The organism is Pseudomonas sp. OV226, assembly GCF_003148705.1.
Lineage (GTDB): Bacteria > Pseudomonadota > Gammaproteobacteria > Pseudomonadales > Pseudomonadaceae > Aquipseudomonas.
In genome coordinates, this window is the sequence record NZ_QGGS01000016.1 from 123,785 (window position 1) to 136,401 (window position 12,617).

General features: G+C 56.6%; 10 protein-coding genes and 2 pseudogenes. 8 read left to right on the forward strand and 4 right to left on the reverse strand.

The annotated features are described in order from the left end of the window. Positions 1-42: 42 nt before the first annotated feature. The 3 genes and pseudogenes from C7534_RS33330 to C7534_RS22420 form a co-directional block, all read right to left on the reverse strand. Positions 43-918 (reverse strand): methyl-accepting chemotaxis protein, encoded by an 876-nt coding sequence (locus C7534_RS33330; protein WP_442963227.1) that lies wholly within the window; start codon positions 916-918, stop codon positions 43-45. After that, positions 913-1,989 (reverse strand): annotated as a pseudogene (locus C7534_RS33335) (HAMP domain-containing protein); the annotation flags it as partial. The pseudogene C7534_RS33335 and the gene C7534_RS33330, both read right to left, overlap by 6 nt. 340 nt (positions 1,990-2,329) lie before the next feature. Continuing rightward, complete coding sequence (locus C7534_RS22420) at positions 2,330-2,800, reverse strand: MarR family winged helix-turn-helix transcriptional regulator (protein WP_109787078.1); 471 nt, start codon at positions 2,798-2,800, stop codon at positions 2,330-2,332. Positions 2,801-3,092: 292 nt separating this feature from the next. Between C7534_RS22420 and C7534_RS22425 the strand changes: the two genes are divergently transcribed. The 5 genes from C7534_RS22425 to C7534_RS22445 all read left to right on the forward strand — a co-directional run bounded on the left by C7534_RS22425 (position 3,093) and on the right by C7534_RS22445 (position 9,294). Then, positions 3,093-4,046, forward strand: a complete 954-nt coding sequence (locus C7534_RS22425) for a PDR/VanB family oxidoreductase (RefSeq protein WP_109787079.1) — start codon at positions 3,093-3,095, stop codon at positions 4,044-4,046. 29 nt (positions 4,047-4,075) lie between these two features. Further along, entirely contained in the window at positions 4,076-5,152 is a 1,077-nt protein-coding gene (locus C7534_RS22430; protein WP_109787080.1) for an aromatic ring-hydroxylating dioxygenase subunit alpha, read from the forward strand. A 72-nt stretch (positions 5,153-5,224) separates the two neighbouring features. Continuing rightward, positions 5,225-6,424, forward strand: coding sequence for a formaldehyde dehydrogenase, glutathione-independent (gene fdhA, locus C7534_RS22435; RefSeq protein WP_109787081.1), 1,200 nt, complete (start codon positions 5,225-5,227; stop codon positions 6,422-6,424). Positions 6,425-6,641: 217 nt separating this feature from the next. Next, on the forward strand, positions 6,642-7,976 hold the full coding sequence (locus tag C7534_RS22440) for an MFS transporter (RefSeq protein ID WP_109787082.1): 1,335 nt from the start codon (positions 6,642-6,644) through the stop codon (positions 7,974-7,976). A 124-nt stretch (positions 7,977-8,100) separates the two neighbouring features. After that, on the forward strand, positions 8,101-9,294 hold the full coding sequence (locus tag C7534_RS22445; RefSeq protein WP_109787083.1) for an OprD family porin: 1,194 nt from the start codon (positions 8,101-8,103) through the stop codon (positions 9,292-9,294). A 187-nt stretch (positions 9,295-9,481) separates the two neighbouring features. Here the strand turns inward: C7534_RS22445 and C7534_RS22450 are convergent. Further along, positions 9,482-10,689, reverse strand: a pseudogene (locus C7534_RS22450) (transposase); the annotation flags it as partial. On the opposite strand from C7534_RS22450, the gene C7534_RS22455 reads away from it, so the two are divergent. The 3 genes from C7534_RS22455 (at position 10,688) to C7534_RS32535 (ending at position 12,140) form a co-directional block, all read left to right on the forward strand. Further along, the gene (locus C7534_RS22455) at positions 10,688-10,873 is read left to right on the forward strand and encodes a hypothetical protein (protein ID WP_109787084.1); all 186 of its coding nucleotides are present in this window, start codon (positions 10,688-10,690) and stop codon (positions 10,871-10,873) included. The pseudogene C7534_RS22450 and the gene C7534_RS22455 sit on opposite strands and share 2 nt — an antisense overlap. Before the next feature lie 184 nt (positions 10,874-11,057). Then, positions 11,058-11,528: a hypothetical protein gene (locus tag C7534_RS22460; RefSeq protein ID WP_146206183.1), complete on the forward strand. Its 471-nt coding sequence runs from the start codon at positions 11,058-11,060 to the stop codon at positions 11,526-11,528. 456 nt (positions 11,529-11,984) lie between these two features. Beyond that, positions 11,985-12,140 (forward strand): hypothetical protein, encoded by a 156-nt coding sequence (locus tag C7534_RS32535; RefSeq protein WP_158283930.1) that lies wholly within the window; start codon positions 11,985-11,987, stop codon positions 12,138-12,140. Positions 12,141-12,617: the final 477 nt, after the last annotated feature.

Consider the following 12,617-nt stretch of genomic DNA (forward strand, 5'->3'; position numbering starts at 1 on the left):
CATTTTAGATTGGAAGAATAAGCGATCATCACTGATGGACACTCAATCTACAGGGTCACTTTGAAACGCTCCAACCGCTTCACCTAGGCTGACACTCAGGCGCTGCAAGTTGCCATTAGCCAATTCCAATCGAACGCACTCCTCGGCATTTTGCTCTACCACCCAATCAACCTGACCAAGGGCTACATCGACTCGGCAGACAATGTCGTGTTGAGTCGCGGCGGCGTGGGCAATGCTCTTCCCGGTGTGTTCAACACGCGAAATGGCCTCGGTAATCGCATCCAGAACCAGGCTCGCGCGCACTGTCAGATCAACGCCTTCGGCGGTCAGACGCTGACTGTCGCAAAGACTGGCAGCAGTCTCGCCAGTCACCTGCCCGAGACGTCGAATCATGCTGTCGATCTCGCCAGTCGACGCTCGCGTTCGACTGGCGAGCGCCCTCACTTCGTCCGCCACTACTGCAAATCCGCGACCATGTTCACCGGCGCGTGCGGCTTCGATGGCGGCGTTCAAGGCTAGTAGATTCGTCTGTTCGGCGATGGCGCTGATCACGTCCAGCACGCTGGTAATCGCCTGGCTCTCGGCCTGCAACAGTTGCATGGAACTCGCACTACTCGTCATTTCCCGCGAAAGCCGCTGCAGGCTTTGACTCGCCAGTCGTACCAGATCGTCCCCCTGATGGATCAGCACGCAGGCTTCGCCCAAGGTAGCCTGGCTACCTCCGACTTGTTGGTTGACCTGCGCAGCCGCTTGGGTCATATGCTGCATGGCGTCAACCACCTCAGCGGTTTTTTCGCGCTGTGCACGCACCCCCTGCCCTGTGCGCTCTACCATTGCGCCCAACGTGGCGGCGGCAGAGTCAAGCTGTTGCACATCACTGCCGATCCGTCCCACAAGACTGCGCAGCGCCTGCAACATCAGCTCGATAGCGCGGCTGAGCTGGCCCAATTCATCCTGCCGACCGAGCCGCGCGGGACGATCCTTCAGATCACCTGCGGCTACACGTTGCGCCAGACCCAGCATCAACTTCAAGGGGAAGACAATAGAGCGTCGGATCACAAGGCACGCCACCATACTCAGGACCACCGCCAGCAGCACCATTGCTCCAAGTTGCAGATCCAGGCGTTGCCGTAGTAATTCATAAGATTGCGCGGCCCTGACGCGCTCTTCTTCCAACAGCGCCATCACGTTCTCTGCCGAAATCGACATGTTCGCCTGTTGCGCCATGGCCTGCTCACCGCTTTCGGCATAAGCCAAAAATGCCTGGCGATATTCGGTCAACGCTGCGCTGGCCTCATCCAGTGCACGACGACGATCCCCGTCGAGTTGCGAATTCAGACTGTTTATCGCGGTACCCAGCTCATTTACCCGGTTTACCCAGTCGTCCCGGTAACGCTGCTGCGGATCCAGGGAAAAATACAGCTCGCTGTCGCGCAGATTGGCCAAGCGTTCGCGCAACGAAACCGCCTCCTCCAACTGCTGCATTGACTGCGTGTCAGGCAGGTTATGCTGCTCAAGATCCAGGTTGATATCGTCCAGTTGGTCGAGGAACACTTCGCTGAAACGCTGCCCCGTCGTTTCCGCTAGCACTTGCATGCGCATCCTCGCCTGTAACGCCTGTTGGCGGGCCTCAGCATATTCTTGAAATGCCTTCAGGTAACGGTCGGATGAGTCCGAGAGCGTACGCCCGAAGTCTTCGCCCGGACGCGCAAGCGGCGAACCGATTTGAAGCTGACGCAGAGAGTCCTCGACTTGCCTGGCCGTCTCCAGTGACGGCTGCAAACCGAAATCCTTCTCTGCGACTCGCGCTTGGGCGAGGTTACCTTTCTGGCGATCCAGCACGAGTAACTGTGTGGCGCTCGATTGAGTTACCTGCACTGAATACCAAGCGGTGAATGCCATGCCCATAGTGCAGATCAGCACTAGACCGAAGCCGAGCGACAACTTTCCGCCAACGCTGAGGCGGCTGAGCACAGAGCGAATAGCCATCGAACGAGCCTTCTTTTATTGTTTTGTTGGCAATATCACCTGCAACCTCCGGCCGGGAATGTTGGCTCGAACCGTTGCGAGTCACCTGGCGGGATAGACCGAGCGACGGATATAGGTTGCCGTGACACAGCCGCGCCGACTAATCGCTTGTTGGGATGTGACCTATCGGCAAACGCGATATCTGAAACGTAGGCGAGCGAGTTGCCAAGGGTGCAGATGGGACGAACGCAAGGCGGCGTTCGAGGTACGCAGACAAGCAAGTCAGAGGTAATTCAGCATTAAGAGACGTGGTGTCACGAAGCGACACCACTCAAAGGAAGTCAGGTATTCAAGCGTAGGGTCAAGCGTCTACCGGATCGTAATCGTTCACGTTGGAGACCTGGGCATGCATGCGGCCCAACAACTCGATAAGGGTGTCCACTTCTTTGGCAGAGAGCCCGCTCAGCAGGCGTCGCTCGCGTTCCAGTGCGACCTTCAACACTCGACCATGTAACGCTTTTCCGCTGTCAGTCAGGCTGACGGTGTATCGCCGCGCATCCTTAGAATCAACCTGGCTGCAAATGTGCCCTGCCACTTCCAAGGACTGCAGTGAACGGCTGACCGCGCTCTTGTCGAGACCGATCGTCTGACAAATCCGATTGGCGGTAATGTCATTTTCCACGGCGAGCATCGAGAGCATTCGCCACTCGACTACACCTATGCCGAAATGCTTTCGATAGCACTGTGAGGCCCCGGCAGAGAGCTTATTAGACAGGAAATTCAGGAGGGCCGGTACGTAACGAGTCAGATTCAGTTGGGATTCTGCGGGCATTGAGCGAACACCTTGGATCGGCGGGTCGTTGAATATTGGTTGACACCGCAACTAAATAATCGGAGGATTTCTCTACCGAACGTCACGGTCGATGACCTGCATGATAGGCCGTCGTCCTACTACATAAAAATAATTATCGGGTTTTGGTCATGGACTCTTTCAATTTCATCCCCTTCGCCTTGCTCAAGCAAACAATCGTCTCCCACGTGCCAGCGACCGGCTGACCCGTCCCCAGCTAACGCTCTAACTCATGCTTTTTTTCAGCAGCCACTTCAGTGTGGAGGGACAAGTCATGCTTCAAGTCAACGTCACCCGCAAAGCATACGAAGCCGAAGGCATCTGCAGTTTCGAATTATGTGCAGCAGACGGCGGTGCGCTACCGGCGTTCGAGGCCGGTGCCCACATCGACATCCACATTGCCGAGGGTCTCACCCGGCAATACTCCTTGTGCAACGACCCCAAGGAGCGTCATCGCTACCTGATCAGCGTGCTCAAGGACCCGAGTTCCCGTGGCGGCTCCAAGGCTATGCACGAGCAGATTCGGTCAGGACAAACGCTGACCATCAGCACTCCGCGCAACCTTTTCCCGCTTGATCGCTCAGCCAACCGACACCTGCTGTTTGGCGGTGGTATCGGTATCACGCCCATGCTGGCCATGGCCTATGAGCTTTCACATCAAGGGGCTGACTTCGAGTTGCACTACTGCTTTCGATCAAGCGAACGCGCGGCGTTCGTTGCGATGCTTGCGCAAACTCCTTTTGCTGGTCGCATAAAGTTGCATGACGACAGTGGCGCTCAAATGCAGAAGCTAGATGCATCGGCCTTGCTGGCAGAACCGGACGCTGGCACCCATCTCTATGTCTGTGGGCCAGCCGGTTTCATGAACTACATCCTCGATTCAGCGCAGAACGCTGGCTGGTCGCAGAACCAGGTACACAAAGAGTTTTTCGCCGCAGACCCGATCGATCAAAGCGCCAATGCGCCCTTCGAAGTTGAATTGGCAAGCACTGGACAGGTTTTTCAGATTCCTGCCGAACGCACCGTGTTCGAAGTGCTCGACGAAGCCGGCATAGCGATCGAGTCATCCTGCGAGCAAGGCGTCTGTGGCACCTGCGTAACCCGTGTATTCAAGGGCATCCCGGAACACCGGGACAAGTTCCTGACAGTGGCTGAACAAGCCGCAAACGACCGCTTTACCCCCTGCTGCTCGCGCGCCAGATCATCACGCCTGGTTCTTGATCTTTGAACCCAAACAACAACTTCAAGGAGACCGCCATGAACACATCCACTCTCCAAACGCTTGCCGAAGAAATACCGGCGCCTGCCTTACCAGACTTCCCCCTCAACCAGTGGTACGTCGCTGCCCTGGGATGGGAGTTGAACGACAAACCCGTGGGCCGGACATTACTCAACAAGCCTGTCGTACTGTTTCGCAAAGCCAACGGCGAGGTCGCTGCGCTGGAAGATCGCTGCTGTCATAGAGCGCTGCCACTGTCGAACGGTACGCTCGAAGAATCCGGTATTCGATGTGGCTACCATGGCCTGCTTTTCGATGAGCGTGGGAAGTGCGTCGAAATCCCGGGCCAGGACAAGATCCCGAGCAAGGCTAAAGTGCCCGCGTATCACGTGCGTGAGCAGGACCAGATCGTCTGGATATGGTTTGGCAGCGAGGCGCAACCGGAGCCGAACTGTGAGCCACCGACCTACCCAGTTCACAGCAGTGGCAAGTACTTGTTCGACGGCAACGTGTACCACTACAACGCGCCTTATCAGTTAATCCACGACAACCTCATGGACTTGAGTCATCTGGGTTATGTCCACCTGCGCACCATCGGTGGTAACGCCAGCATCCACATGAATGCCCGGATGAGTGTCGAAAGTGAAGGCAACGTGGTGCGGGTCGTGCGCCATATGCCGGACTCTGTTCCACCACCCACCTACACGGCCGCCTACCCATTCAAAGGCACTGTAGACCGTTGGCAGGAAATCGAATTTCACGTCAATCATCTGCGTATCTGGACCGGAGCAGTGGATGCCGGCACCGATGCCCTGGATGACCCCGATCGTGGTGGTTTCCATATGCGCGGATTCCACGGGGTAACGCCAGAAACCGAAACCAGCAGTCACTACTTTTGGACCATGGCCACCAACCCCGAAAGCGATCCCGAAGCCATCAAGGCCAAGGTGATTGAACAAACTGTTTTGACCTTCGATGAAGACAAGGAAGTGATCGAAGCCCAGTACCAGAACATGTGCCGATTCGGCACGCGCCCGATGATTGACATACACGTCGATGTCGGTGCCAATCGCGCCCGGCGAATCATTGAGCAACTTCGCCAATCCACTTTTTGAGCACAGGGCAACACGCGTACTCAACTCAGTGTGCACCTTTACATAACAACAACTTCTTTAAGGGAAAAAAGCATGTCTGGCAATCGTGGTGTGGTGTATCTCGGCTCCGGAAAAGTCGAAGTACAAAAAATCGACTACCCAAAAATGCAGGACCCGCGCGGTCGCAAGATCGAGCATGCGGTCATTCTCAAGGTGATCTCCACCAACATCTGTGGCTCCGACCAGCACATGGTGCGCGGCCGTACCACCGCGCAGACCGGTCTGGTGCTGGGCCACGAGATCACTGGCGAAGTCATCGAGAAAGGCAGCGACGTCGAGAATCTGAAAATTGGCGACCTCGTGTCTGTACCGTTCAACGTCGCTTGCGGGCGCTGCCGTTCCTGTAAGGAAATGCACACCGGTGTCTGCCTCAGCGTAAACCCGGCCCGTCCCGGTGGTGCCTACGGTTATGTCGACATGGGTGACTGGACCGGCGGCCAGGCGGAATACGCCATGGTGCCGTACGCCGACTTCAACCTGCTGAAACTGCCGGACCGTGATCGCGCGATGGAAAAAATCCGCGACCTGACCTGCCTCTCCGACATCCTGCCCACCGGTTACCACGGCGCCGTAACCGCTGGCGTTGGCCCGGGCAGCACCGTGTACATCGCCGGCGCTGGCCCGGTTGGTCTGGCCGCAGCTGCTTCCGCTCGCTTGTTGGGCGCGGCAGTGGTGATCATCGGTGACGTCAACACCGTTCGCCTGGCCCACGCCAAGGCGCAGGGTTTCGAAATCGCCGACCTGTCCCTGGACACGCCGCTGCATGAACAAATCGCTGCGTTACTGGGCGAGCCGGAAGTGGATTGCGCCGTCGACGCCGTGGGCTTCGAAGCACGTGGTCACGGTCATGCCGGCGTGCAACATGAAGCGCCGGCCACCGTGCTCAACTCGCTGATGGGCGTGGTGCGGGTGGCGGGCAAAATCGGTATCCCGGGCCTGTACGTGACGGAAGATCCGGGTGCGGTGGACGCCGCTGCGAAAATGGGCAGCCTGAGCATCCGCTTCGGCCTGGGCTGGGCAAAGTCCCACAGTTTCCACACCGGCCAGACCCCGGTGATGAAGTACAACCGCCAATTGATGCAAGCCATCATGTGGGACCGCATCAACATCGCCGAAGTGGTCGGTGTACAGGTGATCAGCCTGGACCAGGCACCGCAGGGGTATGGCGAGTTCGATGCCGGCGTGCCGAAAAAATTCGTCATCGACCCACACAAGACCTTCAGCGCGGCTTGAACGCTTAATTTCCCGGCTGACCCAGGCGTTCCCTCGACCTGAGCACCCTGCCGCCCCGGAGTCGAGTCGCCGGCTCCCGGGCACCTTGCATGCTCCATAGACCTACAAAAACAAGAAGGTATCGACATGTACACCCTGCCCCCCCTGCAAAACGAGGCGACTTCGGCTGCCCGTCGTTCACACCCATTCCCTACCTACAGCCTCGGAGCCTGATCCCATGAACCCGTCGATTGGGCAACAGCTGGATGAAAAACCGATGGTCAGCTTCCAGTGGGGCGTGATTGCGCTCTGCTTTCTGATCAACATGCTGGATGGCTTCGATGTATTGGTGATGGCATTCACCGCCGCTTCCATTGCTACCGATTGGGGCCTGAGCGGCATTCACCTCGGCTACCTGCTCAGCGCAGGACTTGTCGGAATGGCGATCGGCTCGTTGTTTATCGCCCCCTGGGCCGACCGCTTCGGGCGACGCCCACTCATCCTGCTCTGTGTCGGTATCGCGGGGCTCGGCATGATGGCGTCATCTAGGGCGACGTCCCCCGAGATGCTGGGCGTGCTGCGCCTGATCACCGGACTCGGCATCGGGGGCATCCTGGCCAGCAGCTACGTTGTCGCTGGTGAGTATGCAAACAAGAAGTGGCGCGGTCTGGCCATCAGTTTGCAGTCCACGGCCTACGCACTGGGGGCAACGATAGGGGGCATCATCGCGGCGCAGATCATCCCTTCCATGGGGTGGCGTTCGGTGTTCTTTTACGGTGGCGTAACAACGTTGCTGATCCTTCCGATCCTCGCTCTCTGGTTGCCCGAGTCCCTGGCATTCCTGCTGTCTCGCCAACCCCGGAACGCGCTGAAACGTATCAATACTCTACTGCAGCGTATCGCGGTCGCTTCCGTCGATCAGTTGCCCGAGGCGCGGCAGGATGCCCGAAAACCTCTAAGAGAGACGTTCGCCGAGCTCTTCTCGCCAGCCTTGCTCCGTTCAACCTTGCTCATCTGGATTGCCTTCTTCCTGGTGATGTTCGGTTTCTACTTCGTCATGAGCTGGACGCCAAGGCTGCTGGTTTCAGCGGGCCTATCGAACCAACAAGGCATCACCGGTGGTGTAATGCTGAACATCGGCGGCATCCTCGGCACGTCGCTGATCGGCTTGCTGGCATCGCGCTTTCGTCTGTCTCGGGTGCTGATGGCCTACCTTCTGATCAACGCGGTACTCCTTGCAGTGTTCGTGCAGTTCACGACCATCCCGAACCTGGCCTTCGCCCTAGTGCTGCTGATCGGAATTTTTGTTAACGGTTGCGTTGCCGGACTCTATGCCCTGACCCCGACCATCTACAACGCCACCCAGCGCGTAACCGGCCTGGGTTGGGGGATTGGCATCGGCCGCACCGGGGCGATTCTCTCGCCATTGGTGGCTGGCCGGTTGATCGATGCTCAGTGGCAGCCCGCTGACCTTTACCTGCTGTTTGCCCTGTCGTTTGTCTTCGCGGCTCTCGTCATCTGGCTTTTGAAGCCCCAGCGCCTACTGCACCTGAGCACCACCTCCAACGCCTGATCCGGCGCCCCCTATAAGAACAAGATCTGGACACATCACATGCAAAACAGAATTGAATGCCCATGGCTCTATGGCCTGGGCATGGTGACATGCCTGCGCCTCTTCCAGCGTCTACGCAGGGTTTGTGGACGACAGCAGCGTTAACCTGACTGCTCGCAATTATTATCTGGATCGGGATTACAAAAATGACACGCCTTATTCGGCTGCTCGCGAATGGGCCCAGGGCTTCATCCTCAAGGCCAATTCCGGCTTCACTGAAGGCACCGTAGGCTTCGGCCTAGACCTCACGGGCGTGCTAGGACTCAAGCTGGACTCATCGCCCGATCGCACCGGTACCCAGCTCCTGCCCTACAACCCACAGACCCGTGAAGCCGCAGACGAATATTCAGAGTTGGGAGTGGCGCTCAAGACGAAGATATCGAAGACCCGGCTATCCGTGGGGACGCAGTTCCCTACTCTGCCGGTGATCACAGCGAGCCCTGCACGTTTACTTCCGCAATCCTTTCGCGGCGCCTATGCAGTTTCCGATGATATTGGCGACCTGACGCTGCACACAGGACGCATGGATCGAGTGAACCTGCGGGACTCCACCGACTATCAGGCAATATCGGTGGCATCACCCAACGGTCGGTTCAAGAAGGGAGCCAGCTCCGAGCGTTTTGACTTCATCGGTGGCGACTATCATTGGTCCGACGCATTGACGCTTCGCTATTTTCACGCCGAACTGAAGGATATATACACTCAAGACTTTGCAGTAGGCATCCACCTGCTCCCCCTCGGCCCTGGCAAACTGAAAACAGATGTGCGGGTCTTCAACAGTCGGGAGAACGGCCGGGCAGAAGCTGGCAAAGTAGACAACCTGAACGCCGGCGCCATGTTCAGCTACCAGATCGCAGCCCACACTGTAGGCTTGGGTTACATGTACCAGACAGGCGACACGGCATTGCCTTACATTGCTGGCGGGGAGCCGGCAGTGCTCAGCGATGGCACTTTAAGTGCAGACTTCGTGAATCCGAAAGAGCGGACCTGGGTGGCACGCTACGATTACAACTTCGCCGCTGTTGGTCTACCGGGGCTAACCGGCATGGTCCGCTACTTGCGAGGAACCAACATCGACCTGCCGCAACTAGGGGGCAGCGACTTGACGGAATCGTCAAAAGACCTGGAGTTGGCCTACGTCATTCAGTCAGGCCCGGCAAAGGGCCTCGCGCTGCGCTTGCGCAATGCGTTCTATCGAAATGAACAGAGCTCAGCCTCGACATTCCGAAGTGACAACGAAACCCGGGTCAACATCGACTACACGCTCAAAATCTGGTAACTGACGGACGCAAACCCAACGTTCCGGTCAAGGAAACTAAGCCCATCCGCAAGGAAGTGAATTAGCTGCTGGCGGACAGGAACGTTTGTCGCATCGTTCGGAATGCACTGAGGGTTTGCGCCTCTGGTCAATACGGAAAAGTGTCTGCCCTCATGTATCCTACCCCGTGTATGAGGGCAACCAAAAAGCAACGCAGCTTAGCGGGCGTTTCTGCGATACGCCAAGCCACATCACGAGCGGCTTCATGGACGCTGGGAGCGATCTTGCGGAACGCAGTGTTCGGGCAGCACTTGGCTTTCATCGGAAACGTAGCGCAGTCGGTTTGCCGGGATCGGAATATGATGGTGTTGGCTTTGTGAACGCTCATTTTTGAAGGCTCACCATTCGCTGCGCAATGCGTTGCCAGATGGGCAGCGGTATTCCTCAGCCACTTCATTCCAGTGGAAATCATTGCTCAAGAAACTGTCGTTCTTGCGCTCGGTTTTGTCCCACACAGGCACATGCGGCTCGATGTCTTTTCCCTCCACCATCCAGGGCGACATCGGTGCGGTTCCATAAGCGGTGTCACCAATAAGGCGTTCCGGCTTGATGTCGAACTGAGCTTCGACCCGGTCGATCATCGTCTTGGTGCTCTCGACTTCTGCGGTTCGATGAGCCGGTGTGGGTGCCACATCCATGATCACGCAGTGCTCGGTATCGATCAGATAATTCGTGGAGTAAGCGTAGAACGCTGGGCCACCTGGAGCTGCGGTCCAGCGGGCTTGAGGATCAGTCAGCGATAGGCGCTTCGGTAGCGTTTCGGCCAGAGCCTCTTCATCGAGTGCCTCAAGATACTCACGCACGGCGCGGGTGCTCAGGGCCGGATCGCTCCAGTTGACCTGTTCATCACCCGGTACACCGCGCTGCCGACTGGCATCCGCTTTGATGATGCTGGCGTCAACGGCAAAGCCTTCACCCTTGACCAGACCTGCCTCCATGCAACGACGCAGCACTTCATTAAACAACCAGCGAAACAGATCGCTGTCCCGAAAGCGGCCGTGTCGATTTTTGGAAAAGGTCGAGTGGTTGGGGACTTCATCTTCAAGGCTCAACCGGCAGAACCAGCGATAAGCCAGGTTCAAATGGGCCTCTTCGCACAACCGCCGTTCGGAGCGGATGCCATAGCAATTGCCGACGATCAGCATGCGAATCATCAGTTCGGGATCAATCGACGGACGCCCAATCGGGCTACAGAAATCGGCGAGATAATGGCGCAGGTCGCTCAGATCAAGACACTGATCAATACTGCGCAGAAGGTGACTGGCTGGAATGTGATCTTCAAGGTTGAACGAGTAAATCTTCAAGGTCGAACGAGTAAAACAGCCGCTCCTGCCCACTCGATAACTGTCCCATCATGCTGCGTGCTTCCCTGCTGGCCAATGCAGAGATTTTGCCGCAGGCAAGACAGGGGAGCTACTTTTTCAACAGAATCGGCCGATTTCTGCCCATCACAGTGGAATTGAACATGTTTGGTCCAATGCAAAATTGTTCAGCATTGGGCGATGGGCTGGTCAGCAGCAATGAATGGCAGTGTGGCTGATGGACGTACCTGCTTCGGTGCGTCGTAGAGTCAGACGTCTCTCCCCTCAAGGCCTAGACTGATGGTTAGCCGATTGAAAGGATGTGGATCATGGAGGGGGGCTATGCTTTGAAAAGGCGACAAAGCACCAAGCGGCCACTGTGCCCTTTCTCAATACTGATTAGAGTGATTTCGAGGCCCAAAAATGGCCAGACGTCAAACAGAAACCCGGAAGGAGCCTGATACCTCGATTACTTCCAAAGTCGAGTCGATGCAGAACACGCATTTAGTTTTAACTCCAACACGTGAGCTTGAGCCCCGCGCGCGGCAAATTTTCGAGATGATTATGAGTATGCGGCCATCGACTATGTGGGGAGCGTATGACCTGCAATTGGCTACAGATTTGGCCGAGATCAATGCCCAGATCGAATGGACTCAAGAGGTGTTAGCGGTCGAGGGTGACGTGCTGACCACTCGGCTTGGTACGCCAATCATCAACCCTCGGGCGACCCATTGTGGCAACCTCAAGCGCCAAGCGGTGACCTTTGTGCGGGCGCTAGGACTGTCAGCAGGGCAACGGCACTTGGGTGATGAGCCAAATCGCAAACGTGCGAACAAGCAACAAGAACTACAAAAAGCCTCACGAGATGCAGAAGACAACCCACTGCTGGCATAAACGACGCGATGCCACGGGACAGTAATGGACTGGTGGGGGTATAAGTGGGGGTATTTTCAGACATGAAAAAGGCCAATGCTGTGAACATTGGCCTAAGTCATTGAATAATATGGTCGGGACGGAGTGATTCGAACACTCGACCCCTAGCACCCCATGCTGGGGCCTGTAGTCACCTAAGCATCTGTTTTAAAAGGATAACAGGGCTTTCCTATGGTGGCAAAACATCCGCTTTTTTGTGCCTATGCAAACGGTAAACCGGGGCCTGTAGCGGTGGTTTTGCGCAGTCGAGTGGCAGGCCGCGACGATTCATGATGATCTCCAATCAGCGTCTTAGCGCAGTGAAATCTCACGATTATATTTTTTAAAGTCGGAGTGAAGATTCCGTAAAAGTGTGCCGATTAGTCACTTGAGTACAAGCTGCACAACAGTCGTGCAGCGCTCACGAACGGAGTATTCATGACCACTATCGCTTTCCTCTTGGCACTCACCGTTGTCTGGTACGTCTTCGGGCTTTCGGTGCCGCGCAGCAAGCGCGGTCTCACGGACGCCATTTGCAAGATTCTCTTCGGCTGCAGCTTGATCGCCATCGCAATCAATCACTTCAATTCCTGATTTGATAGCAAGCCGGGGGATTGCCCTCGGCCTGCTAGTACTGCAGCGGTACGCGAACCTTCGGGGCTTTGCATTTCTGCGCTGGAACAGAATTACACCGCGATTCTAAAGGGGTAAGCCAAAGTACTCAGGGCCAATGAAACCGGGCACTTCCTTACTTTGGAATACCCGGTTTTAACCTGCTTTACACGGTCAGTGGTACAAAAATTGGTACGAGCTTCATTCCTTTCTTAGGTGTCCTGCCTACCGTTCGTCACTTCCTAATTTGCTGCTACGCTGAAACCTCCACGTAGGAATCGCGATGCCGAATTCAGACCTGCTCCCTTCCCTGCTGTTCAAGATCAACGAAAACCAGCTCGCTCTCGAAGCCGCCATCATGGAACTCACGCTTTGGGTTGAGCAGCGTGGGGCGACCGAGGTCGGCGGTAGTATCCGTAGCGCTCTTCAAACCATCGACAGGAACGAAGAGTTCATCAA

Coding starts and splice junctions, on each gene's coding strand:
- C7534_RS22420 (WP_109787078.1), bottom strand. CDS start 2,800: ATGCCCGCAGAATCCCAACTGAATCTGACTCGTTACGTACCGGCCCTC.
- C7534_RS22455 (WP_109787084.1), top strand. CDS start 10,688: ATGCTGCGTGCTTCCCTGCTGGCCAATGCAGAGATTTTGCCGCAGGCA.
- C7534_RS22460 (WP_146206183.1), top strand. CDS start 11,058: ATGGCCAGACGTCAAACAGAAACCCGGAAGGAGCCTGATACCTCGATT.
- fdhA (WP_109787081.1), top strand. CDS start 5,225: ATGTCTGGCAATCGTGGTGTGGTGTATCTCGGCTCCGGAAAAGTCGAA.
- C7534_RS22440 (WP_109787082.1), top strand. CDS start 6,642: ATGAACCCGTCGATTGGGCAACAGCTGGATGAAAAACCGATGGTCAGC.
- C7534_RS33330 (WP_442963227.1), bottom strand. CDS start 918: ATGTTGCAGGCGCTGCGCAGTCTTGTGGGACGGATCGGCAGTGATGTG.
- C7534_RS22425 (WP_109787079.1), top strand. CDS start 3,093: ATGCTTCAAGTCAACGTCACCCGCAAAGCATACGAAGCCGAAGGCATC.
- C7534_RS32535 (WP_158283930.1), top strand. CDS start 11,985: ATGACCACTATCGCTTTCCTCTTGGCACTCACCGTTGTCTGGTACGTC.
- C7534_RS22430 (WP_109787080.1), top strand. CDS start 4,076: ATGAACACATCCACTCTCCAAACGCTTGCCGAAGAAATACCGGCGCCT.